The sequence below is a fragment of the Alloalcanivorax sp. C16-2 genome, from assembly GCF_046507615.1.
Taxonomy (GTDB): domain Bacteria; phylum Pseudomonadota; class Gammaproteobacteria; order Pseudomonadales; family Alcanivoracaceae; genus Alloalcanivorax; species Alloalcanivorax marinus_A.
This window is the reverse complement of sequence record NZ_JBKFTL010000001.1, coordinates 2,070,311-2,092,209: the sequence shown is the minus strand read 5'-3', so window position 1 is coordinate 2,092,209 and position 21,899 is coordinate 2,070,311. Positions and strand designations below refer to the sequence as shown.

General features: G+C 64.7%; 21 protein-coding genes and 2 tRNA genes. 9 read left to right on the top strand and 14 right to left on the bottom strand.

Annotated features, from left to right (window positions below; translation table 11 throughout):
• Positions 1-28: 28 nt before the first annotated feature.
• The 5 genes from ACLD02_RS09645 to sdhC all read right to left on the bottom strand — a co-directional run bounded on the left by ACLD02_RS09645 (position 29) and on the right by sdhC (position 6,518).
• A complete protein-coding gene (locus ACLD02_RS09645) occupies positions 29-2,863 on the bottom strand; it encodes a 2-oxoglutarate dehydrogenase E1 component (RefSeq protein ID WP_203101167.1) in 2,835 nt (944 codons plus the stop codon).
• 404 nt (positions 2,864-3,267) lie between these two features.
• A complete protein-coding gene (locus ACLD02_RS09640) occupies positions 3,268-3,984 on the bottom strand; it encodes a succinate dehydrogenase iron-sulfur subunit (protein ID WP_410298566.1) in 717 nt (238 codons plus the stop codon).
• Positions 3,985-3,999: 15 nt separating this feature from the next.
• Positions 4,000-5,775: a succinate dehydrogenase flavoprotein subunit gene (gene sdhA, locus ACLD02_RS09635; protein WP_410298565.1), complete on the bottom strand. Its 1,776-nt coding sequence runs from the start codon at positions 5,773-5,775 to the stop codon at positions 4,000-4,002.
• 3 nt (positions 5,776-5,778) lie between these two features.
• Positions 5,779-6,150 carry a succinate dehydrogenase, hydrophobic membrane anchor protein gene (gene sdhD, locus ACLD02_RS09630; protein WP_410298564.1) on the bottom strand — a complete coding sequence of 124 codons (372 nt, stop codon included), beginning with the start codon at positions 6,148-6,150 and terminating at the stop codon, positions 5,779-5,781.
• Positions 6,144-6,518, bottom strand: coding sequence for a succinate dehydrogenase, cytochrome b556 subunit (gene sdhC, locus ACLD02_RS09625; RefSeq protein ID WP_203101163.1), 375 nt, complete (start codon positions 6,516-6,518; stop codon positions 6,144-6,146). Before sdhC ends, sdhD begins: the two co-directional genes overlap by 7 nt.
• A 567-nt stretch (positions 6,519-7,085) precedes the next feature.
• Here sdhC and gltA point away from each other — a divergent pair.
• The 3 genes from gltA (at position 7,086) to ACLD02_RS09610 (ending at position 10,438) form a co-directional block, all read left to right on the top strand.
• On the top strand, positions 7,086-8,372 hold the full coding sequence (gene gltA, locus ACLD02_RS09620; protein WP_203101162.1) for a citrate synthase: 1,287 nt from the start codon (positions 7,086-7,088) through the stop codon (positions 8,370-8,372).
• A gap of 109 nt (positions 8,373-8,481) precedes the next feature.
• Positions 8,482-9,558, top strand: coding sequence for an SMP-30/gluconolactonase/LRE family protein (locus tag ACLD02_RS09615; RefSeq protein WP_410298563.1), 1,077 nt, complete (start codon positions 8,482-8,484; stop codon positions 9,556-9,558).
• Between the two features lie 4 nt (positions 9,559-9,562).
• Positions 9,563-10,438 (top strand): NAD(P)-dependent oxidoreductase, encoded by an 876-nt coding sequence (locus ACLD02_RS09610; protein WP_203101160.1) that lies wholly within the window; start codon positions 9,563-9,565, stop codon positions 10,436-10,438.
• Here the strand turns inward: ACLD02_RS09610 and ACLD02_RS09605 are convergent.
• On the bottom strand, positions 10,435-11,454 hold the full coding sequence (locus ACLD02_RS09605) for an amidohydrolase family protein (protein WP_410298562.1): 1,020 nt from the start codon (positions 11,452-11,454) through the stop codon (positions 10,435-10,437). The two genes, ACLD02_RS09610 and ACLD02_RS09605, sit on opposite strands and share 4 nt — an antisense overlap.
• 179 nt (positions 11,455-11,633) lie before the next feature.
• Between ACLD02_RS09605 and ACLD02_RS09600 the strand changes: the two genes are divergently transcribed.
• Genes ACLD02_RS09600 through ACLD02_RS09590 form a run of 3 tightly spaced genes read left to right on the top strand, consistent with a single transcriptional unit; the run spans position 11,634 to position 13,559 of the window.
• A complete protein-coding gene (locus ACLD02_RS09600; RefSeq protein ID WP_203101157.1) occupies positions 11,634-12,038 on the top strand; it encodes an MbcA/ParS/Xre antitoxin family protein in 405 nt (134 codons plus the stop codon).
• Positions 12,035-12,751: an RES family NAD+ phosphorylase gene (locus ACLD02_RS09595; RefSeq protein ID WP_410298561.1), complete on the top strand. Its 717-nt coding sequence runs from the start codon at positions 12,035-12,037 to the stop codon at positions 12,749-12,751. The genes ACLD02_RS09600 and ACLD02_RS09595 overlap by 4 nt, the downstream gene beginning before the upstream one ends.
• 40 nt (positions 12,752-12,791) lie before the next feature.
• Positions 12,792-13,559, top strand: coding sequence for a TIGR01458 family HAD-type hydrolase (locus ACLD02_RS09590; protein WP_410298560.1), 768 nt, complete (start codon positions 12,792-12,794; stop codon positions 13,557-13,559).
• 478 nt (positions 13,560-14,037) lie between these two features.
• Here ACLD02_RS09590 and ACLD02_RS09585 read toward each other — a convergent pair.
• The 4 genes from ACLD02_RS09585 to ACLD02_RS09570 form a co-directional block, all read right to left on the bottom strand.
• Positions 14,038-14,113 (bottom strand) — tRNA-Glu (locus ACLD02_RS09585).
• Positions 14,114-14,118: 5 nt separating this feature from the next.
• Positions 14,119-14,194, bottom strand: a tRNA-Ala gene (locus ACLD02_RS09580).
• A 115-nt stretch (positions 14,195-14,309) separates the two neighbouring features.
• Complete coding sequence (gltX, locus tag ACLD02_RS09575) at positions 14,310-15,800, bottom strand: glutamate--tRNA ligase (protein WP_203101154.1); 1,491 nt, start codon at positions 15,798-15,800, stop codon at positions 14,310-14,312.
• A gap of 130 nt (positions 15,801-15,930) precedes the next feature.
• On the bottom strand, positions 15,931-16,086 hold the full coding sequence (locus ACLD02_RS09570) for a DUF1328 domain-containing protein (protein ID WP_203101148.1): 156 nt from the start codon (positions 16,084-16,086) through the stop codon (positions 15,931-15,933).
• Between the two features lie 147 nt (positions 16,087-16,233).
• Here ACLD02_RS09570 and dusA point away from each other — a divergent pair, with 147 nt between their 5' ends.
• The 3 genes from dusA to ACLD02_RS09555 are packed head-to-tail and all read left to right on the top strand — an operon-like array spanning position 16,234 to position 18,697.
• On the top strand, positions 16,234-17,259 hold the full coding sequence (dusA, locus tag ACLD02_RS09565) for a tRNA dihydrouridine(20/20a) synthase DusA (protein ID WP_203101146.1): 1,026 nt from the start codon (positions 16,234-16,236) through the stop codon (positions 17,257-17,259).
• 44 nt (positions 17,260-17,303) lie between these two features.
• Positions 17,304-18,260, top strand: a complete 957-nt coding sequence (locus ACLD02_RS09560; protein ID WP_203101144.1) for a transaldolase — start codon at positions 17,304-17,306, stop codon at positions 18,258-18,260.
• Positions 18,257-18,697, top strand: a complete 441-nt coding sequence (locus ACLD02_RS09555; protein WP_203101142.1) for a TerB family tellurite resistance protein — start codon at positions 18,257-18,259, stop codon at positions 18,695-18,697. Before ACLD02_RS09560 ends, ACLD02_RS09555 begins: the two co-directional genes overlap by 4 nt.
• A 302-nt stretch (positions 18,698-18,999) precedes the next feature.
• On the opposite strand, the gene ACLD02_RS09550 is transcribed toward ACLD02_RS09555, so the two are convergent.
• The 4 genes from ACLD02_RS09550 to ACLD02_RS09535 all read right to left on the bottom strand — a co-directional run bounded on the left by ACLD02_RS09550 (position 19,000) and on the right by ACLD02_RS09535 (position 21,831).
• A complete protein-coding gene (locus ACLD02_RS09550) occupies positions 19,000-19,857 on the bottom strand; it encodes a VacJ family lipoprotein (RefSeq protein WP_338015165.1) in 858 nt (285 codons plus the stop codon).
• Between the two features lie 79 nt (positions 19,858-19,936).
• Entirely contained in the window at positions 19,937-20,707 is a 771-nt protein-coding gene (locus ACLD02_RS09545) for a DUF2063 domain-containing protein (protein ID WP_410298559.1), read from the bottom strand.
• On the bottom strand, positions 20,707-21,570 hold the full coding sequence (locus ACLD02_RS09540) for a DUF692 domain-containing protein (protein ID WP_410298558.1): 864 nt from the start codon (positions 21,568-21,570) through the stop codon (positions 20,707-20,709). The genes ACLD02_RS09545 and ACLD02_RS09540 overlap by 1 nt, the downstream gene beginning before the upstream one ends.
• A gap of 12 nt (positions 21,571-21,582) precedes the next feature.
• Complete coding sequence (locus tag ACLD02_RS09535; RefSeq protein WP_203101138.1) at positions 21,583-21,831, bottom strand: hypothetical protein; 249 nt, start codon at positions 21,829-21,831, stop codon at positions 21,583-21,585.
• Positions 21,832-21,899: the final 68 nt, after the last annotated feature.

Sequence of the window (21,899 nt, the reverse complement as noted above, 5' to 3'; positions counted from 1 at the left end):
CTTTAAACCCTTTTCGGTTCGCTTTCGCTCATTTGATCTGGAATGCGTCTTCGACCAGACGCTGCTGCTGTTCCACGTGCAGGGACATGGAGCCCACCGCCGGCGCCGCCGCCATGTCGCGGCCCGCATAGTGCACCGTGTCCTTGCCGACCGCCTTCGCCACCCGCAGGAAATGGTGCTGGGTGCTGAACCAGGCGCCCTGATTCATGGGCTCTTCCTGACACCACACCAGGGTTTCCAGGTTCGGGTAGCGCTTCAGGGTCTCGGTGAGACGCTGCTCCGGGAACGGATAGAGCTGTTCGATGCGCACGATGGCGGTGTCGTTCAGATCATCGCTTTCCCGTTTTTCCAGCAGGTCGTAGTACACCTTGCCGGAGCACATCACCACGCGCTTGACGCTCTTGACGTCCAGGTCGGCGTGCTCGTCGATCACGGTCTGGAAGCGGCCTTCCGCCAGATCCTCCAGGGAGGAAGTGGCGCGCTTGTGGCGCAGCAGGCTCTTCGGCGTCATCACCACCAACGGCTTGCGCAGCGGGCGCACCGCCTGACGACGCAGCAGATGGAAAATCTGCGCCGGGGTGGTGGGCACGCACACCTGCATGTTGTGCTCGGCGCACAATTGCAGGAAACGCTCCAGGCGCGCGGAGGAGTGCTCCGGCCCCTGCCCTTCATAGCCATGTGGCAGCAGCAGGCCGAGACCGCAGAGACGGCCCCACTTGGCCTCGCCGGAAGAGATGAACTGGTCGATCACCACCTGGGCACCGTTGGCGAAGTCACCGAACTGGGCTTCCCACAGAATCAGTGCCCCGGGCGTGGTGGTGGCGTAGCCGTATTCGAAGCCCAGCACCGCTTCCTCGGAGAGCAGCGAGTCGTAGATGTCGTAACGCGGCTGGCCCTCGTGGAGGTGCTGCAGCGGCACGTAGTCCTCGCCGTTCTTCTGGTTGTGCAGAACCGCATGACGGTGAGAGAAGGTGCCACGGCCACAGTCCTGACCGGTCAGGCGCACCATCACGCCCTGGTCCAGCAGGGTGGCGTAGGCCAGGGTTTCGCCGTAGCCCCAGTTGATCGACATGGCGCCGGCGGTCATCTTGCGGCGGTCCTCGACGATCTTCTTCACCTGACGCTGCAACACCAGCCCTTCGGGCACGGTCTCCAGCCGGTTGGCCAGATCCTGCAGCTTGGCGAGCGGGTAGCCGGTATCCCAGTCATCCTCCACGTCGTGGCCGATGTAGGGGGACCAGTCCACGAACAGCGCCTTGTTGGGCTCGCGCACCAGGGACTTGACCACGTGGTTGCCCTCGTCCAGGGCGTCCCGGTAGTCGTCCACCATCTTCTGGGCGTCCTGCTCGGACAACACCTGCTCGTTGATCAGACGCTCCGCGTACAGGCTGCGGCTGGACGGGTGCGACTTGATCTGCTTGTACATCAACGGCTGGGTGGAGGACGGTTCGTCGGCCTCGTTGTGCCCGGCGCGGCGGTAGCAGATCAGGTCGATGACCACGTCCTTCTTGAACTGCATGCGGTAGTCCACCGCCAGCTGCGTGACGAAGTAGACCGCTTCCGGGTCGTCCGCGTTGACGTGGAAAATCGGCGCCTGAACCATCTTCGCCACGTCGGTGCAGTACTCCGTGGAGCGTGCGTCGTCGCGACGGCTGGTGGTGAAGCCCACCTGGTTGTTGACGATCACGTGCAGGGTGCCGCCGGTGTGGTAGCCCCGGGTCTGGGACATCTGGAAGGTTTCCATCACCACGCCCTGGCCGGCGAAGGCGGCGTCACCGTGGATCAGAATCGGCACCACCTGGTCGCCACCGCTGTCGTCGCGGCGGTCCTGGCGGGCGCGCACCGAACCTTCCACCACCGGAGAAACGATCTCCAGGTGCGAGGGGTTGAAGGCCATCGCCAGATGAACCTCACCGCCGGAGGTCTGCACGTTGGAAGAGAAGCCCTGGTGATATTTCACGTCACCGGAGCCGTTCTCGTTGAAACTCTTGCCCTCGAACTCGCCGAACAGGTCCCGGGGGCTCTTGCCGAGGGTGTTCACCAGCACGTTGAGGCGGCCACGGTGGGCCATGCCGATGACCATTTCCTTGGCGCCGTAGCTGCCCACCCGCTGGATCATCTCGTCCATCAGCGGGATCAGGGACTCACCGCCCTCCAGGCCGAAGCGCTTGGTACCGGGGTAGCGGCTGCCCAGGTACTTTTCCAGGCCCTCGGCGGCGGTCAGACGCTCGAGAATGTGCTGTTTGATGTCGGCACCGTACTGCGGATGGCTGCGCACGCCCTCCAGCCGTTGCTGGAGCCACCGCTTCTCGGCGGTGTTGACGATGTGCATGTACTCCGCGCCTACCGTGGAACAATAGGTGCCCTGCAGGCAGTCCATGATCTCACGGAGCGTGGCTTCCGGTTTGCCCAGGAACAGATTGCCGGTCTGGAACACGGTGTCCAGGTCGGATTTGCTCAGGCCGTGGTGGGCCAGTTCGAGATCCTGTACCGCCTCGCGCTCCATGATGCCCAGGGGATCGAGCTTGGCCACCTGGTGGCCCCGGTTGCGGTAGGCGGCGATCAGATGCAGCACCCGCACCTGGCGGCGTTCATGTTCGGAGCTGACCGCGCTGGCGCCCATCTTCTGGACCCGGGAACGGTTCTTGGCTTCGAGGAGGAAGTGCTCGCGTACCGCCGAATGGGGCACATCGGATTCCACCGCGCCGTTGACGCTGGGGAGTTTCTCGAAATAGGCGCGCCAGTCTTCCGGCACGGAGTTGGGATCGGTCAGGTAGGATTCGTACAGTTCATCAACATAGGCCGCGTTGGCGCCCCCGATATGGGAAGACTGCCATTGGCGGTACATGGAACTGTCTTGCATCGTCGCTCGTTCCTTAGCCGGGCGAACGTCACGCCTGTGGGCATGCATGCTTCTGTCCACAGGGCCGCGACCCTGTTACCCGTGCTTATCGCTGTTTACGGAAACGGCGCCTTTTAAGCACCGTCCCCACCCTGCTGTCGCGATTCCGGGGTTGCCGGAATCGCCCGGTATTGTAATACGTTTATGGGGCCATTGTTAGGCACTACAAGACCATGGTAGGGCCTAATTTGCCTCGATATGACGGGTTCACCCCGGCACATCGCCACGAACCATCCATAAACCGGCTCAAGCTTAGCGAAAGCCGCGTCTCCCGGCCCCACCCCGTCGCATTCGGAAACAAAAAAACGCCGGGAGCATTTTTCGACGTCCAAAAAAAGGCGGCCCGCGGGCCGCCTCTTTGCGTCTTACACGCCCCGTTCCAGGAGCATGGACCGGATGTGCCCGATCGCCCGGGTGGGGTTAAGCCCCTTCGGACAGACGCTCACGCAGTTCATGATGCCGTGGCAGCGGAACAGACTGAACGGGTCGTCCAGCCGGGACAGCCGCTCCTCGGTGGCCTCGTCACGGCTATCCGCCAGGAAGCGGTAGCTCTGCAACAGGGCCGCCGGGCCCAGGAACTTGTCCGGATTCCACCAGAAGCTGGGGCAGCTGGTGGAGCAGCACGCGCACAGAATGCACTCGTAAAGACCGTCCAGCTTGGCCCGATCCTCCGGCGTCTGCAGGCGCTCGATGGCCGGCGCCGGCGACTCATTCTGCAGGTACGGCTGCACTTTCTCGTACTGCTGGTAGAACACGCCCATGTCCACGACCAGGTCGCGGATCACCGGCAGGCCCGGCAACGGCCGCAGCACCAGCGGCTTCTTGCCTTCCTTGACACCCGGCGCCACCGCCGACAGCGGGGTAATGCAGGCCAGGCCGTTCTTGCCGTTGATGTTCATGCCGTCGGAACCGCACACGCCCTCGCGGCAGGAGCGCCGGTAGGCCAGGCTTTCGTCCTGTTCCTTCACCAGAGCGAGAATATCGAGCACCATCAGGTCCTTGCCCTGAGTGTCGACCTCGTACTCCTTCATGGTCGGTTCGCGGTCGGTATCCGGATTGTAGCGGTAAATACTGACTTTCATGGCTACACGTCTCCGTTAGTAGGTCCGGACCTTGGGCTGGAAGGTGTCCACGGTCTTCGGCTTGAAGTTCACTTCACGCTTGCCCAGTTGCTTGGAGCGCGGGTCGAAGATGGAATGGCACAGCCAGTTCTCGTCGTCCCGGTCCGGGTAGTCATAGCGGGAGTGGGCGCCGCGGCTCTCGGTGCGGTTGTAGGCCGCGATCGCGGTGGCTTCCGCCACTTCCAGCAGGTTGTCCAGCTCCAGGGCTTCCACGCGGGCGGTGTTGAAGGACTGGCTCTTGTCCTCCAGGTGGGCGTTGGCGATGCGCTCGCGCAGCTTGGCCAGCTTCTCCACGCCCTCTTCCATCAGGTCGCCTTTGCGGAATACACCGAAGTGATTCTGCATGGTGCTCTGCAGTTCCTTGCGCAGAGCCGGCACGGATTCGCCGCCCTTGGACTCATTCCAGCGGTTGACCCGGGCCAGGGCCGCGTCGATGTCATCGTTGCTGGGCTCGTACTGGGTCATGCCCTGGCGCAGCGCGTCCTCGATATAGAGGCCGGCGGCGCGACCGAACACCACCAGGTCAAGCAGCGAGTTGCCGCCCAGACGGTTGGCGCCGTGCACCGACACGCAGGCCACCTCGCCCACCGCGAACAGACCGTTCACCGGCTGGGCGTCGCCTTCGTGGCCGCCGCTCATCTTCAGCGCCTGGCCGTGAACGTTGGTGGGAATGCCGCCCATCATATAGTGGCAGGTGGGCACTACCGGGATCGGCTCCTTGACCGGGTCGGTCTGGGCGAAGGTGATGGCCAGCTCACAGATGCCCGGCAGGCGGCTGTGCAGCACCTCCTCGCCGAGATGGTCGAGCTTCAAGTACACGTAGCTGCCATCCGGACCGTCGCCGCGGCCGTCCAGGATCTCCATCATCATGGAGCGGGCCACCACGTCGCGGGACGCCAGGTCCTTCGCGTTGGGCGCGTAGCGCTCCATGAAGCGCTCGCCGTCCTTGTTGATCAGGTAGCCGCCCTCGCCCCGGCAGCCCTCGGTCACCAGGACGCCCGCGCCGGCGATGCCGGTGGGGTGGAACTGCCACATCTCAATGTCCTGGACCGGCAAACCGGCGCGCAGGGCCATGCCCACGCCGTCGCCGGTGTTGATCAGGGCGTTGGTGGTGGAGGCGTAGATACGACCGGAACCGCCGGTGGCGAACACCGTGGCCTTGGCCTTGAAGAACACCGTCTCGCCGGTTTCGATGCTGATCGCGATCACGCCGCAGACATTCTCGTCGGCGTCCTTGACCAGCTCCGCGGCGTACCATTCATTATAGAACTGGGTGCCGTTCTTCAGGTTCTGCTGGTACAGCGTGTGCAGCAGCGCGTGACCGGTACGGTCGGCGGCGGCACAGGTGCGGGCGGCCTGACCGCCTTCACCGAAGTTCTTGGACTGGCCACCGAAGGGGCGCTGGTAAATGCGGCCTTCCTCGGTACGGGAGAACGGCAGCCCCATGTGGTCCAGCTCGAACACCGCTTCCGGGCCCACCTGGCACATGTACTCGATGGCGTCCTGGTCACCGATGTAATCGGAGCCCTTGACGGTGTCATACATGTGCCAGCGCCAATCATCATTGGGATCGGCGGAGGCGATCGCGCAGGTGATGCCGCCCTGGGCGGACACGGTGTGCGAACGGGTCGGGAATACTTTGGAAATCAGCGCGGTCTTGAAACCGGACTGCGCCATTTGCAGGGAAGCACGCATGCCCGCGCCCCCGCCGCCAACGACGATCGCGTCAAAGGTGATGGTACGAATGGACATGGATTATGCGCCTCCCCAGATCATCAGCAGACCCCAAAGGATGTAAACCAGCAGCAGCAGAGCAATCACCACTTGCGCGATCAGACGCACGCTGGTGGCCGCCTTGCCGAAGGTCATGCCGGTCAGGTAGTCGGTGGTGACACTCCACAGGCCGATCCAGGTATGGGCGGCCACGGAGAACACCATCAGGGTATTGGCGATCCGCATCGGCGCGGAACCCATGAAAGCACTCCAGGCGCGGTAGTCCAGATCGCCGCTGCAGACCAGAAAGCCCACCATGCCGATCACGTACACGGCGATCACCACGGCGGACACACGTTGAATCAGCCAGTCATAAAGGCCGTTACGGCCCAGGCTTGTTACGCTCGTTACCATACCCAGGCTCCTGCCAATACAATCAGTACCGCGGTGACGATGAACGTGGCGGTGGCGCCACGACGACCGCCTTCCAGGGTCTCGCCCACGCCCGCATCCATGATCAGATGGCGGATGCCGGCCACCAGGTGGTAGGAGATAAAGGCGAGAATCGCCCACAGCACCAGTTTGGCCAGGGGCGAGGTCATCAGCTGTTTCAGGTCCGCAAAGCTCTCCGGAGACGCCAGGGAACGATCCATCATCCACAGCAACACGGGCAGGGCCACGAAAATGGCCACGCCGGTGATACGGTGGGTGATGGACGCAATGGCGGTGACCGGGAACTTGATCGTCGTCAGATCGAGGTTAACGGGTCTCTTATCGTTCACGGTAGCCTACACTTTTGCCGGGCTCCGGCGGCACGCCGGAGCGGTTGTCGGGAACTTGGCATCACCGGCGGCGTCGAAACACCTGGGTGGAGAGGCCGATGCTGCCCGGGCCGGGGTTGGAGCCCACTGAAGCCTGAACCGTGCCACGCCGGGCCGGCGGGTCCGGAGCGTCGGGTGGAGGCTTCGTCGCGGGCGGCAGTATATCGCCGCGCCTGCGGCAAAACAAACGCCAAACTGCGACTTTTATATTAGCCGCCACCGGGGTGGCCGCCCCGTGAAGGGCCGGGACCCATTTTAGCGCGGCCCGCTTAATCGCTTGTTTTGCAAAGCTCTTTGCCCGCCGACACCGGTACCGGGTACGCCAATGCCCCGCGAAGGTGCGCGCTAATACACTGTTTACCCTGAAAAAGTGCCAGCCGCGCCGGGCCGGCTTCTCGTTGACAAAGACCCATCAAAACTTTAACGTCCCCCGCGCTCTGGAGGACCTTCCCACCGGGAAACGCGACCAAGACCCTGCATTGGCCGGCATCCCGGAGGCGTACCTCTATTCACCGAGGAGAAATTCCCATGACCGAGAAGAAAGCCATTCTCAAGGTAGAGGGCCGCGACGATCTGGAATTGCCGATCCTGACGCCCACCCTGGGCCGCGAAGAGATCGACGTTTCCTCCCTGACCGCCAACGGCCTGTTTACCTTCGACCCGGGCTTTACGTCCACCGCCTCCTGCGAATCCAAGATCACCTACATCGACGGTGAAGTCGGCAAGCTCCTGCACCGGGGCTACTCCATCGAGGAACTGGCCGCCAAGTCCGATTACCTTGAGGTGTGCTACCTCCTGCTCAACGGCGAACTGCCCAATGCCGAGCAGAAAGAGGCATTCGTCGGCACCGTGAAGAACCACACCATGGTGCACGAGCAGATTCGCAATTTCTTCAACGGCTTCCGCCGTGACGCCCATCCCATGGCGATCATGTGCGGCGTGGTCGGCGCGCTGTCCGCCTTCTACCACGACTCGCTGGACATCACCAATCCCGAACACCGTGAGGTAACCGCCTTCCGGCTGATCGCGAAGATGCCCACCATCGCGGCCATGTGCTACAAATACGGCCTCGGCCAACCGCTGATGTACCCCCGTAACGACCTCGGCTACGCGGAAAACTTCCTGCACATGATGTTCGGCAATCCGTGCGAGGAAACCCAGGTCAGCCCCACCCTGGCGCGGGCTATGGACAAGATCTTCATCCTGCACGCCGACCACGAGCAGAACGCCTCCACCTCCACGGTGCGTCTGGCGGGCTCCTCCGGCGCCAACCCGTTCGCCTGCATCGCCGCCGGCATTTCCGCCCTGTGGGGCCCCGCCCACGGCGGTGCCAACGAAGCGGTGCTGAACATGCTCGACGAGATCGGCGACGTCAGCCAGATCGAGAAGTACGTCGCCAAGGCGAAGGATAAGAACGATCCGTTCAAGCTGATGGGCTTCGGCCACCGGGTTTACAAGAACTACGACCCGCGCGCCACCGTGATGCGCGAATCCTGTCATGAGGTGCTCAACGAGCTGGGCGTCAACGATCCCAAGCTCGAGCTTGCCATGAAGCTCGAGGAAATCGCCCTGAGCGACCCGTACTTCAAAGAGAAGAAGCTGTTCCCGAACGTGGACTTCTACTCCGGGATCATTCTCAAGGCGATCGGCATCCCGACCTCCATGTTCACCGTGATCTTCGCCCTGTCCCGCACCGTGGGCTGGGTGGCGCACTGGAACGAGATGATTTCCAATCCCTACAAGATCGGCCGTCCCCGCCAGCTCTACACCGGCGAGACCGAGCGCACCCTGGTGCCGCTCAACGAGCGCAAATAAGCGCCCGTCGTCCGATCAGAAAGGCCGCCTCCGGGCGGCCTTTTTTTATGCCCGGCGAATACCTACACTTCTGGCTTGTTTTTTTGGATCAGGCCCATAGGAAATCACAATGAAAAAAATCATCGCGCTGCTGATCGTCGCCGCCCTGGCCGCTTACCTGCTGTTCTGGCCCGTGCCGATCGAACCGGTGGCCTGGGACGCTCCCGAGGCCCCGGCGCTGGAAGGCGACTACGCGGTCAACGAACGGCTGGCGGCGGCGCGGCGACTGGCCCGTGGCCAGGGCACCGGCCCCGAGGACGTGGCCATCGACGCCGACGGCAACCTTTATGTGGGTTACCAGGACGGTCGCCTGGTGCGCTTCGATCCGCGTGGCGAGCACCCGGACCTGATCGCCAACACCGAGGGCCGTCCCCTGGGCCTGGACTTCGCCCCGGATGGCAGCCTGGTGGTGGCCGACGGTTATCGCGGCCTGCTGCGGGTGACGCCGGGTTCCGGTCGCATCGAGGTGCTTACCGACGGCGCCGACGGCGTGCCCTTCCGCTTCACCGACGACGTGGACGTGGCCTCCGACGGCACCATTTATTTCACCGATGCCTCCAGCAAGTTCGGCCCCGCCATGCATGCCCGCGACGACATCATCGAGCATGGCGGCCATGGCCGCTTTCTCAAATTCGACCCGGCCTCCGGCGCCACCACGGTGCTGATCGACGACCTGCAGTTCGCCAACGGCGTGGCCCTGTCCGGCGACGAGGATTTCGTGGTCGTCACCCAGACCGGCAGCTACAACGTGATCCGCTACTGGCTGCGCGGTGAGCACGCCGGCGAGCACGATGTCTTCTTCGACAACCTGCCCGGCATCCCGGACGGTGTTTCCAGCAATGGCGACGGTACCTTCTGGGTAGCCCTGTTCGCGCCCCGCAACGGCGCCCTGGATGCCATGGCCGACAAGCCGCTGCTGCGCAAAGTGGTGTTCCGCCTGCCCGCCTTCATGCAGCCGCAGCCGGCCCGCCACGCCTTCGTGCTGGGCCTGGACGAGAACGGCCAGGTAACCCACAACCTGCAACACCGCGCCGAGGACGCCTTCGCGCCCATCACCAGCGTGGAGCAGCACGGCCAGCGGCTTTATCTGGGCAGCCTCACCCGTGACAGCTTCGCCGTGCTGCCTCTCACCGAGACTCAGGAGTAACGTTATGACCACCGCCGCCTTTATCGGCCTGGGCAACATGGGCTACCCCATGGCCGGGCACCTGGCCCGGGCCGGGCTCGACGTCACCGTCTACAACCGCAGCGAGGACAAGGCGCTGCGCTGGGCACGGGAATACGGAGGCCAGCAGGCCCGCACCCCGGCCCTGGCCGCCCACGGCGCCGATCTGGTGTTCGTGTGCGTGGGTAACGACAATGACCTGCGTCAGGTTACCCTGGAGGACAACGGCTGCGTGCACGGCCTTGCCAAAGGGGCCGTGCTGGTGGATCACACCACCGCCAGCGCCGCCATGGCCCGGACCCTGGACGCCGCCTGCCGGGAAAAAGGCGCGCGCTTCATGGACGCGCCGGTCTCCGGCGGCCAGCAAGGAGCGGAGAACGGCCAGTTATCGATCATGTGCGGCGCCGACGACGCCACCTTCGAGCGGCTGGCGCCGATCCTCGACCATTACGGCAAAAGCGTGGTGCACATGGGACCGGCGGGCCAGGGCCAGCTCACCAAAATGGCCAACCAGATCTGCGTGGCCAGCGTGATCGAGGGGGTGGCGGAGGCAATATCGTTTGCCCGCGACGCCGGCCTGGACGTGGAAAAAGCCATGCAGGTGATCGGCGCCGGCGCTGGCGGTTCCTGGCAACTGATCAACCGCCATCGGACCATGCTGGCCGATGAGTACGACCATGGCTTCGCGGTGGACTGGATGCGCAAGGACCTGGATATCTGCCTGGCGGAAGCCACCCGCCAGGGCAGCAGCCTGCCCGCCACCGCCCTGATCAACGAGTTCTACAAGGAGGTTCAGGCCATGGGCGGCGGCCGCTGGGACACCTCCAGCCTGCTGCGCCGCCTGCGCCGGGACCGCGACTAACCCTCCGGCAGGGCGCCCTGCTCCGGCACCAGCGCCCGGGCATTGTCCCGGGCCAACGCCTGGGCGGTGTCCTCCGGCAGGGCATCCAACAACGGCCGGTAGGCGTCCAGAATCTTCTTCATACTGTCGAAATGCCCCACCAGATCCGTGCCCAGCGTGAAACGGTCGGGGTGATCCTTGATCAATGACAACCAAACCCGGCTCGGCTGGTCGTCATCCAGCAGATAGTGCTCGCGCACACTCCAGGACAGATCCACGTACAGATTGTCGTAGCGGTCCAGCAGCGCCCGGATGATCGCCGGCAGCGTATCCAGAGGCGCCTGGCGTTTCTCCACGCCGCCACTGGTGCCGGCGTGGGCGAGCACGAAACGGGTGTCCGGGTGGGCCTTGAGCGCCGCTTCCAATTCTTCCAGATAGATCGGCGTTTCCTCCCGCAGGGAGGTCAAATTGCTGTGCAGCAACACCGGAAGGTCATGACGGCCGGCCACCTTGTAAATCTTCATCAGAGCCGGGTGGTTGGCGCGCGGTGTTTCCCCATTGGTGAGGGCGGTCAGATCGTCGTGGCGGGTGATCACCTCGCCGATGCCCCGCCACAGCCCCGGGTAACGCTCGATCAGCCGCTCCACCTGTCGGGCGGCGTTCAGGTCGGTGGGGTTGAAGCCACTGATGAACGGCACCAGCCGCCGGCGGCGCTCCTCCGGCAGTTCGAGGATCGCCCGGGCGACGATGTCGTCGGTGGCGCTGTAATAGTACAGAGGTGCCTCGTCGCCCAGATAATAACGGGGCCGGCGCGGCGCGTTCTGCTCCCACTTCTTGACCACCGGCAGGCCAAACAGCCAGGCCTGATCCACACCCGCCTCGTCCATGGCCTGGAACATGGCGTCCGCGCCGTCGCTTTCCTGCATGAAGTCCACGTAATGCAGATGGGCATCCACCCAGGTGTAATCCCTGGCCCAAAGCGGACCGCTGGCCGGCAATACCAGCCCCAACAACGCCAGCCACAACAATGCTCGCACTTCCCTTCTCCCTTGTTCTGGTCTCGGTAACGCCTCGTATCGCTAACAAGGACCCGGCCCGGCGCGGCGGGTTTCGCCATTCCACGGTGTTGAACAGTTTTTCACAGTCTTCATGTCCATTTGTGGACTTTTAAATGTCTTTCATCCTATTATGGACAAAACATCCAGGAGCTACCGCCATGCAACCGGCCATCGCCCCCATCGAACAGCCCCTCGACGACCGCGCCCGCCACGCCGCGCTACGCGCCGTGCTGCGCCTTCTCGACCACTGGCAGTGCAGCGAGAAGGAAAAGATGGCGCTGCTCGGCGTCGGCCGCTCCACCCTGCACAAATACCAGAGCCGCCCGGACAGCGCCCGCATCGGCAACGATCTGCTGGAACGCCTGAGCTATCTGCTCAATATCCACCAGGCGTTGCGCACCCTGTTCGGCAACCGGGAGAACGTCTACGGCTTCGTGCGGCTGCCCAACCACAACCCGTTCTTCAACGGCGCCAGCCCCATGGACGTGATGAGCAACGGTCGGGTGGCCAGCCTTTACGAGGTGCACCGTCAACTGGACAGTCTGCGCGGAGGCCAGTGGTGAGCGAGTGGTCGGCCCTGCCCCTGCGCGACTGCCGGCACCAGGACGCCTACCGGCTGGTCAACGGCAAGTACCCGCCCATCCATATCTTTGACGACGTTGCCGACCAGGACGATTTCGAGGCGCTCTACGCGGTCCAGGCGCTAACCAATCCCCGCCTGCAAATGCAGGTGGGCGAGCTTCATCTGGTGCCGGAAGCCCGCCGTCCCTGGGGCATTCCCGGCTGTAACTATGCCCTCGGCCCGTTCGTTCATCTGAGCCCCCGGGGCTCCCGTTTCTCCGACGGCGAGTACGGCGTGTTCTACTGCGCCGAGCGCATGGCCACCGCCATCGCCGAAACCCGCTACCACCAGGAACGCTATTTCCGCAACGTACCCGGCCTCAAGTACGACCGCATCGTGATGCGCGGGCTGCGGGTACGGTTCAGCGCCCGCCTGCGGGACATCCACACCCCGTACCGGGACGACCATGGTTGGCACGACCCGGACGACTATGGCGTCGCGCGCCAGCTGGGCCGCGCCCTGCGCGCCGCCGATGAGCATGGCCTGGCCTATGGCTCGGTGCGCCACCAGCGCGCCCTCTGCTTCGCCCTGCTCTCCCCCCATTTGATCGAGGCGGTCACCCCCGCGACCCACTATGAATACGTCTGGGACGGCGAGCGGATCGCCCATGTACTGACCATCCGGCGCCTTGCCGGCGGCGCCACGGACGCCTAGGCTGAAAGCACTGTTTCAGCGACCCGGGGTCGCCGTCACCATGTCCGATACCCTGCCCGATGCTCTGCTGCTGGACCTGTCCGGCGTGCTTTACCAGGGCCCGCGCGCCCTGCCCGGCGCCCTTGAGGCCCTGCAACGGCTGCGCCGCGCCGGCCTGCCGGTGCGTTTCGTCACCAACACCTCTCGCCGGAGCCACGCCCAACTGCTTGATGACCTGCGCCAGCGGGGCTTCTTGATCGATCCGGACCAGTTGTTCACCGCGCCCCGGGCCGCCCACGACTGGCTCAAGGCGCGCGGTTTCCGCCCCTGGTGCCTGATCCACCCGGATCTGCGCGACGATTTCAGTGACCTGTCCGGCGAAGACCCAGACGCGGTGCTGATCGGCGACGCTGCGGACGACTTCACCTACGCCAACCTGGACCGGGCGTTCCGCTTGCTGCACGACGGCGCCGAACTGGTGGCCATGGGCGTGAACCGGCACTTCCAACTGGACGACGGCCTGCACCTGGACGCCGGCCCCTTCGTGCGGGCCCTGGAGTACGCCGCGGAGCGCACCGCCACGGTCACCGGCAAACCCGCCGGGGCCTTCTTCGACCAGGCCGTGGACAGCCTGGGCCTGCCCGCGGACCGGGTGATGATGATCGGCGACGACGCCGCCAGCGACGTTCAGGGGGCCCTGGACGCCGGGCTGCAAGGCTGTCTGGTGAAGACCGGGAAATACCGGCCCGGCGATGAAGACGGGATAACGGGGGATTTCTGGCTGGAAGCGGACATAGGCACCGCCGTGGCGCGGGTGCTGGGCGATTGACGCGCCATGGAGAAACCGGAGCGGCCGTCCCTGGCGAAGCGTCATGCCCTCCAGAACGCCCTGCCCGGCCATCCCTGGCCGGGCGTTCGCCGCGCTGCGAAGCGGTGCTTCGGTCGCGGCTCACCCCCAAGAGGTGAAACGCCAAATAAAAAGGCCCCGGCTCTGTCGAGCGTGCCAGCCTTGGAATCCGGCTTCGTCGAGGGGCAACGACAAGTATCCGGGGGCGGCCCGGCCGGAAATCACAGATTTCCGGCGTTCGCCGGCGCGAAGCGGTGCCAACCGAAACGTCGGAGCGGCCGTCCCTGGCGAGACGCCGTGCCCTCCAGAACGCCCTGCCCGGCCATCCCTGGCCGGGCGTTCGCCGCGCTGCGAAGCCGTGCTTCGGTCGCGGCTCACCCCCTAGGGGAGTGGCGCCTCCCCCAGAGGTGAAACGCCAAATAAAAAGGCCCCGGCTCTGTCGAGCCGGGGCCTTTTTATTTGGCGTCCCCTAGGGGAGTCGAACCCCTGTTACCGCCGTGAAAGGGCGGTGTCCTAGGCCACTAGACGAAGGGGACGTTTTTGGTGGAGCCAGGCGGGATCGAACCGCCGACCTCAACACTGCCAGTGTTGCGCTCTCCCAGCTGAGCTATGGCCCCAAACTTGTCCCACCGGGTCATGCCCTGTGTGGAGCCGCGTATTTTACGCAGCGACCCTTACCTGTCAAGCACTCTCCAGCGGTTTTTGACGCCGATGTGTCCGTCTGTTCATCCCTTAACCGGTTTGCTGAAAAAGTGAACCAAATTCCTTTTCCAGCTTCTTGGTCTGCTTCTTGGACACCCCGCCCAGCACCTCGATGGCGTGACGCAGACGGGCGCGGCTGATGTCCGAGCCGAGCAGCTCCATGCTGTCCACCACCGAGAAACTGGCGCTGGTGCCGGCCACCGCCACGAACACCGGGAACAGGAAATCCTTGATCTTCACCTCCACCGCGTCGGCCAGAGCCTTGGCGTCGGCGAACAGCCGGTCCCGGGTCCAGTCGCGCTGTGCTTCGCAGGCCCACAGGAAGAACTGAAGCCAGCGCTTCTGGGTGTCGATGTCGTATTTGGGATGCTCGAAGTCCGACTCGTCGATACTGACCTGCCCGGCGAAACAGAAGCCGGCTTTGTCCACCACCTCACCGAAGGTTTCCACCCGCTGCTTGATATGGGGCAGCACCTTCATCGCGTAGTCGCGATTGAAGGCCCAACCCACCAACTGTTGCAGAAACTCCTCGTCGGACAGATCACGCAGCCACTGGCCGTTGAGCCAGCTCAGCTTCTCCACGTCGAACACCGGCCCGCCCAGGGACACCCTTTGAATGTCGAACGCCGCCTGCATCTCATCCAGGGTGAAGCGCTCGCGCTCATCGGGCATCGACCAGCCCATGCGGCCCAGGTAGTTCACCACCGCCTCGGGCATATAACCCATGCGCCGGTAGAAGTTGATGCTGGTGGGGTTCTTGCGCTTGCTGAGCTTGGACTTGTCCGGGTTACGCAGCAGCGGCATGTGGCACAACACCGGCATCTCCCAGCCGAAGTACTGGTACAGCAGCTTGTGCTTGGGCGCCGAGTTAAGCCATTCCTCACCACGGATCACATGGGTAATGCCCATCAGATGATCGTCCACCACGTTGGCCAGGTGGTAGGTGGGCATGCCATCGGATTTCAGCAGGATTTGCGCGTCCACCAGGGCCCAGTCCAGCTCCACGGTGCCGCGCAACTGATCCTCCACCTGGCAACGACCATCCCGGGGCACGCGCATGCGGATCACGTAGGGCGCGCCCTGCTCCTCCCGACGCGCCTGTTCGTCGGCGGCCAGCTCCAGGTCCTCGGGCTTGAGGGCACGGTTCTCGCCGGCTTCCTTGAGGGCGGCGCGCAGTTCGTCCAGCTCCTCGGCGGTGCGGAAGCACTTGAAGGCGTGGCCGTCGGCCAGCAACCGCTCGGCGTGCTCCCGGTAGATGGCGGCGCGCTCGCTTTGCCGGTAAGGGCCGTGGGGGCCGCCCACGTCCGGGCCCTCGTCCCAGTTCAGGCCCAGCCAGCGCAGCGAATCCAGGATCGCCTGCTCCGAAGCGTCCGTGGACCGGCTCTGATCGGTGTCCTCGATGCGCAGAATGAACTGACCGCCGTGCTGGCGGGCATAGCAGAGGTTGAACAAGGCGATATAGGCGGTGCCCACATGGGGGTCACCGGTGGGCGAAGGCGCCACCCGGGTACGAACGGTCATGCTGACTCCGTGGCCGGAATATAAGAAAGGCGCGTATTGTAGAAGATACGCGCCTTCTTATCAGCACAAGCCGCCGGCGCTATCAGCACAAGCCCGACGGGCGGACACGCCGCCGGGCGATGCCGACCCGTCAGCGGCGGCCAACCACCAGGCTGACGATCCAGATCACCAGGAACACCACGAACAGAATTTTGGCGATGCCCGCCGCCGTACCCGCGATACCACCGAAACCCAGTACCCCGGCAATGATCGCGACAACCAGAAAAATCAGACTCCATCCCAACATGGTTATTCTCCCTGCTTCGTGTTTGGTGATTCCATGAAAGACAAAGCGCGGCATCGCGGCAAGGCGGTTTTACACGAATATACTCTTGTTGAGGTATTTTACGTTGGCGGTTTTCCGGGATCGCCGCCGCCGTGCGATAATGCCGCCATGTCCAACTCCCCTGCTCTCACACCCGCCCCGGCGACCCTGTCCCGGCGTCTGTCCATCGCCCCGATGATGGCGTACACGACCCGTGATTTTCGTTATCTGGCCCGCCTGATCACCCGCCGCACTCTGCTCTACACGGAGATGGTGGTGGCGCCGGCGGTGATCCACGGCGACCGGGAAAAACTGCTCGGCTTCGACGCCGCCGAACACCCCCTGGCGGTGCAGTTAGGCGGCAGCGACCCCGGCCAGCTCGCCGAGGCGGCGCGGGTGTGCGCGGATTTCGGCTACGACGAAATCAACCTCAACGTGGGCTGCCCGTCGGACCGCGTGCAGCAGGGCAAGATCGGCGCCGTGCTGATGGCCGAGCCGGAGCAGGTGGCCCGCTGCGTGGAAGCCATGGCCGCCGTCACCGACGTGCCGGTGACGGTGAAGACGCGCATCGGCATCGACGATCAGGACGACTACGCTTTTCTGCATCGTTTCGTGGCCCACATGGACGCCGCCGGCTGCCGCAGCCTCACCATCCATGCCCGCAAGGCGATTCTCGACGGGCTTTCGCCGAAGGAGAACCGGGACATCCCGCCGCTGATCCACGAGCGCGCCTACGCCATCAAGCGGGACTTCCCGCACCTGGAGATCATTCTCAACGGCGGGCTCAAGGACATCGACGGCATGCTCGGCCACCTGGATCAGGTGGATGGTTTGATGGTGGGCCGGGAAGCCTATATGAACCCCTGGTTCCTGGCCGACGTGGACATGCGCGTGTTTGGCGACAACGGCCCGGCGCCGGACCGCATGGCGGTGGCGGAGGCGTTCCTGCCCTATCTGGAGCGGCGTTACGCCGCCGGGGTGCACCCCAAGCATGTGCTGCGCCACGCGCTCAACCTGTTCCAGGCGATACCCGGCGCCCGTGCCTACCGGCGCCATCTCAGCGAGAACGCCCACAAGCCGGACGCCACTCCCCGGGTTTACGAGGAAGCCCTGGCTCTTTTGGGCGAGCGCGCCCTTGGCTATGCTGCATCCTGAACATCCCTGAATTGACGCGGGCAAACCAAATCGGAAGGTGCTGTATGACAAGCAAACGCGAACAACTGGAACAATGGACCACGGTAGTGGCGGACACCGGCGATCTGGACCGCATCGCCGAACTGCGGCCCCACGACGCCACCACCAACCCTTCGCTGCTGCTGGCCGCCGCCCGCGATGAACGTTACCGCCACCTGCTCGACGAAGCCCGGGAACTGGCGCGGGAAATGGGCCACGGCGATGATCTGGCCTGGTGTTGCGACGCCTTCGCCTGCGTCGCCGGCCAGGCGGTGCTGGAGCACATCCCTGGCCTGATCTCCACGGAGGTGGACGCGCGCCTGTCGTTCGACAGTGTCGCCACGGTGGAGAAAGCGCGCCGGCTGATGGCGCTGTATCGGGAGCTGGGCGTGAGCGGCGACCGGGTGCTGATCAAGGCCGCCGCCACCTGGGAAGGCATTCAGGCCGCCCGGGTACTGGAGGAGGAAGGCATCCATTGCAACCTGACTCTGGTGTTCTCCGTGGAGCAGGCCCTGGCCGCGGCCGAGGCCGGCGCCACCCTGATTTCACCGTTCGTTGGGCGCATCCGGGACTGGCACGTGAAGCAGGGTCTGGAGATCAACCACATCGACCAGGACCCGGGCGTGCAATCGGTACGCCGCATCTTCCAGCTTCTCAAGGCACGCGGTCTGGAGACCATCGTGATGGGCGCCAGCTTCCGCAACGCGGCTGAAATCGAGGCACTGGCCGGTTGCGACCGGCTTACCATCAGCCCGGCGCTGCTCGACGAACTGGGCCAGGACCCGGGTGAGCTGGAGCGGCGCCTGGACGCCTCCGAGGTGGAGCCGGACGGCGACTGGCAGCCAGTGAACGAAGCCGCGTTCCGTTGGTCATTGAATGAGAACCCCATGGCCTGCGATCTGCTCAGTGACGGCATCCGCCGCTTCGCCGCCGACCAGCGGGCCCTGGAGCAACTGCTCACCGAGGAGGAGATCGCCGCGTGAAATGGCTGGCCCGCCTGTTCCCGTCCACGGAGACGGCCACCGAAACCACAACCCTGGACCTGCACCGTGCCGCCGCCGCCCTGCTCATGGAGGTGGCGCGCGCCGACGGCGAGGTGGATGAGAGCGAGGAACAACTGTTGCTGGAGGCGGTACGCCGCCACTGGCGGCTGGACGAGGATGAAATGCGGGACATCCTCTCGGAGCTGCGAACCCGCCTGGACGAAGCCACCGATCTGTTCGAGTTCACCCGGCCTCTGCGCGAGCGCTGGGACCCGGAAACCCGGGTGCGGCTGGTTTACGACATGTGGGCCATCGCCGCCGCCGACGGCAAGGCGGACCAGCACGAGGAGCACTTGATCCGCCGCGTCTCCGAGTTGTTGTACGTCTCCCACGGAGACTTCATTCGCGGCAAGCTCGCCGCCCTGAGCGAGCAATAAGGCTCACCCGGCTTTCCGGGACGGGAGCGGCCGGCAGGCAGGTGCCCCCGTCCGGGCCGCGTCTCGTCGTGGTCCCCCTTCCGGGAACGTCGTGAATCCATCCCTGGAGACTCCCGGTCAAACATCCTGTTTGACAGGGTCCCGGAAGGGGGACCACGACGAGACGCTTCGAGGTAACGTCCCGCGCGGCGGTAGGAGCGACTTCAGTCGCGATGAAGACGGCACCACCCATGATCGCGGCTGAAACGAAATACCGCCCAGCCGCTCCTACCGATGCAGGACGCCCGAAGATCGGGCGGCAATCACCAGCCGTCGTTGCTTTCCAGCTCCGGGTCCTCGTCCGGCAGCGCCGGGGTCGCCGCGTCCTCGCCTTCGACCTGCACCAGGCGGCGCTGCAAATAGGCGTTGCGAATAAAGGTATAGCGGTCGCCGACGATGTTGCGCTCCAGATCCAGCAAGTCGGCGCGCAGATCGACGCCGTACAGGGCGGCCACGCCGTAGCGGGTCAGGTCATCCTCGATATAGGTGGGCGGCCACAGGTAAGCGCTTGGGTACAGCGTGCCGGTATCACGCACCGTGGAAGGCCCCAGGATCGGCAGCACCAGGTAGGGCCCGGAGGGCACGCCCCAACGCCCCAGGGTCACGTCCAGGTTGGTGTCCGAGTTGTTCAGGTCCATTCTGCTGGCCACATCGAACAGGCCGGCGATGCCCAGGGTGGTGTTGACGGTGAACCGGCCCAGGTTGTTGCCGGCTTCGCCCCAGCGCCACTGCAGCACGTAATTGACGCTGTCTCCGATGTCACCCAGGTTGCTGAAGAAGCGGGTCACGGTGTCGTCCAGCCATTGCGGAGTGATCCAGCGGTAGCCCTTGGCGGCGGGCTTGATGGCATAGCGATCGACGAAGTCGTTGAAGCCGAAGATCTTGCGGTTGAAGCCTTCCCAGGGGTCGCGTTCCTCGAACTGCCCGGCATTGCCCCGGGAAAACGGCGTGGAATCCTCGCCCCAGTCGTCGTCCTCGGCGGCCACCGCCGCCTGGCCGGTCATGGCGTCGTCCGCCACTGGCCGCTCGCGGTTTTCGCCCGGCGCCGGGTCCATCTCGGCCGGGGAATGGGCGCAGCCAGCCAGGGAGGCCCACAAAAGGGCGAATATCCATACACGCACGGCGGTGTCCTTCTTAAACGTCAGGGTCGGCGCATTATAGCGGCCCCGGCGGCACGGAGAGCAACCGCCCCACCGCCACTCATGCGGGTTCCGTGAGCCATGTCCCCAGAATCAGGCCGCGCTGGCGCAGGCCCGCCAACAGCTCGGCGCCAAAATCACGCACCGCTCGCGGATCAGGGTGCGCCATTTCCTCCGCCAGCAACGCCAGCACCCCGGCGCCGCTCAACGACGGATGGGCCTCGATCAGGGCCAGCAGGCGGGCGGTCACCGCGTTGATCTCCATGAACGCCACCCGCTCCTCCTGGTCGCGGTAGACCAGCAACCACACCGGCTGCTCCGGCGGCGTCCCGGGCCGGTAATCCGGGCCGATGCGATGCACCGGCCAGCGGTACTGGAGCACCGCGTGCAGCGGTGACAGGCAGGGCACGCCACGCAGCAGGTCGCCCTCCGGGCGCAGGTTGCCGGTGGGCCGGGTATCCTGGCGAGTATCGATCACCACTTCCATCCACTCGTAGTGGGCCAGCTCCACCAGGAACGGCGGATCACTGGCGAGGGCGCTGTATTCCTCGTCGAGGAAACGCACGAACTCCCCCGGGATAGCGAGAAAGTAGGGTGAAGCGCTGCGGTGACCGTCGAAAAAGGCACGCACCAGCCGGCGCCAGTCGTGATCGGCGTACAGGGCGCGCAGCACCGGGAAGCCCTTCTCCAGAAAGCCGTTGATGTTGTTGAAAAACAGAGTGCGGTAGATCGCCAGGCGGCGCTCCTCGATGCCCTCCGGCGCCGGGTGGCGCTCGGGATCACGCAGATGGGCGGCGAAGCGTCTCTGGATGCGCTGGAATTCCGGTTCCATCAGGCGCTCCGGATCGCCGTGGCGGCGCCGCCGTGACGCCCCTGGATATCTCCGATGCGGCGCAGCTCGTCGCACAGGGTATCGAAGGGCGGGAAATTGAAATCCCGCTCCAGCAGGGTTGGCAGCACGCCGAAGTGTTCATAGGCCACCTCCAGCAGGCGCCACACCGGATCGATCACCGGCGCGCCATGGGTGTCCACCTTGAGGTCCTCGGCTTCATCGAAATGGCCGGCCACGTGCACGTAGAAAATCCGCTCACCGGGCAGGCCGCGAATAAAATCGGCGGCGTCGTAGCCATGGTTGACGCCATTCACGTAGGCGTTGTTCACGTCCAGCAGCAAGCCGCAGTCAGCCTCCTCGAGCACCGCGCGCACGAACTCCAGCTCGCCGAGAGCGGCGCTTTCGCGCACCGGCGGCGCGGCGTAGTAACTGACGTGCTCGACGGCGATGCGCTGGCCGAGAAAATCCTGCGTCCGGCGGATGCGCTCCGCCACATAGCGCACCGCTTCCTCGGTGAACGGGATCGGCATCAGATCATAGAGATGACCGTGGTCGCCGCAGTAACTGAGATGCTCGGTGTAGGCGCGGATGCGGTGCTCGGCGAGAAACGCCTTGATATGGCCGAGCAGTTCGAAGTCCAGTGGCTCGGGGCCGCCCAGGGACAGGCTCAAGCCATGGGTGACGAACGGAAAGCGTTCGGTAAGGGCACGGAAATCACGGCCCAACCGCCAGCCCATGGGAATCCAGTTCTCCGGCGCCACTTCCAGAAAATCCAGCGGCGGAGCCGGGGTATTGGACAGCGGGCCCATCAGGGCCCGCCGCAACCCCAGACCGGTGCCGGTCACGGGGAAAGCCGTCATCATTCGGCTCCGGGATCAGCCCTGGCCGCCGCAGCTGCCTTCGGAGGACTTGTCGCCGCCGCAGCTGCCCTCGGTGGATTTATCGTCACCGCATTTGCCCTCGGCGTCCTTGCCGTGGTTATCGGCGAGCTGATAGCCACTGGCCAGGTCGGTGGCGCCGAACGGGTTCTCGGCGGCCTGCACGGCCGGCACGGACATGGCCGAGGCGACCACGGCGGCGCCCAGGGTGACGGCGAAAGGATTCAGTTTGCTTTGCTTAGCCATGATGGATCTCCTGAAAACGGTAGTGCTTCCGGATGTATGAACATTATTGTGTCGCGTGGCGCCGTTTT

Bases quoted from the DNA above. Each gene is read 5' to 3' on its own strand.
- ACLD02_RS09645 (WP_203101167.1), bottom strand. From the start codon at position 2,863: ATGCAAGACAGTTCCATGTACCGCCAATGGCAGTCTTCCCATATCGGG.
- ACLD02_RS09640 (WP_410298566.1), bottom strand. From the start codon at position 3,984: ATGAAAGTCAGTATTTACCGCTACAATCCGGATACCGACCGCGAACCG.
- sdhA (WP_410298565.1), bottom strand. From the start codon at position 5,775: ATGTCCATTCGTACCATCACCTTTGACGCGATCGTCGTTGGCGGCGGG.
- sdhD (WP_410298564.1), bottom strand. From the start codon at position 6,150: ATGGTAACGAGCGTAACAAGCCTGGGCCGTAACGGCCTTTATGACTGG.
- gltA (WP_203101162.1), top strand. From the start codon at position 7,086: ATGACCGAGAAGAAAGCCATTCTCAAGGTAGAGGGCCGCGACGATCTG.
- ACLD02_RS09615 (WP_410298563.1), top strand. From the start codon at position 8,482: ATGAAAAAAATCATCGCGCTGCTGATCGTCGCCGCCCTGGCCGCTTAC.
- ACLD02_RS09610 (WP_203101160.1), top strand. From the start codon at position 9,563: ATGACCACCGCCGCCTTTATCGGCCTGGGCAACATGGGCTACCCCATG.
- ACLD02_RS09600 (WP_203101157.1), top strand. From the start codon at position 11,634: ATGCAACCGGCCATCGCCCCCATCGAACAGCCCCTCGACGACCGCGCC.
- ACLD02_RS09590 (WP_410298560.1), top strand. From the start codon at position 12,792: ATGTCCGATACCCTGCCCGATGCTCTGCTGCTGGACCTGTCCGGCGTG.
- gltX (WP_203101154.1), bottom strand. From the start codon at position 15,800: ATGACCGTTCGTACCCGGGTGGCGCCTTCGCCCACCGGTGACCCCCAT.
- ACLD02_RS09570 (WP_203101148.1), bottom strand. From the start codon at position 16,086: ATGTTGGGATGGAGTCTGATTTTTCTGGTTGTCGCGATCATTGCCGGG.
- dusA (WP_203101146.1), top strand. From the start codon at position 16,234: ATGTCCAACTCCCCTGCTCTCACACCCGCCCCGGCGACCCTGTCCCGG.
- ACLD02_RS09560 (WP_203101144.1), top strand. From the start codon at position 17,304: ATGACAAGCAAACGCGAACAACTGGAACAATGGACCACGGTAGTGGCG.
- ACLD02_RS09545 (WP_410298559.1), bottom strand. From the start codon at position 20,707: ATGGAACCGGAATTCCAGCGCATCCAGAGACGCTTCGCCGCCCATCTG.
- ACLD02_RS09540 (WP_410298558.1), bottom strand. From the start codon at position 21,570: ATGATGACGGCTTTCCCCGTGACCGGCACCGGTCTGGGGTTGCGGCGG.
- ACLD02_RS09535 (WP_203101138.1), bottom strand. From the start codon at position 21,831: ATGGCTAAGCAAAGCAAACTGAATCCTTTCGCCGTCACCCTGGGCGCC.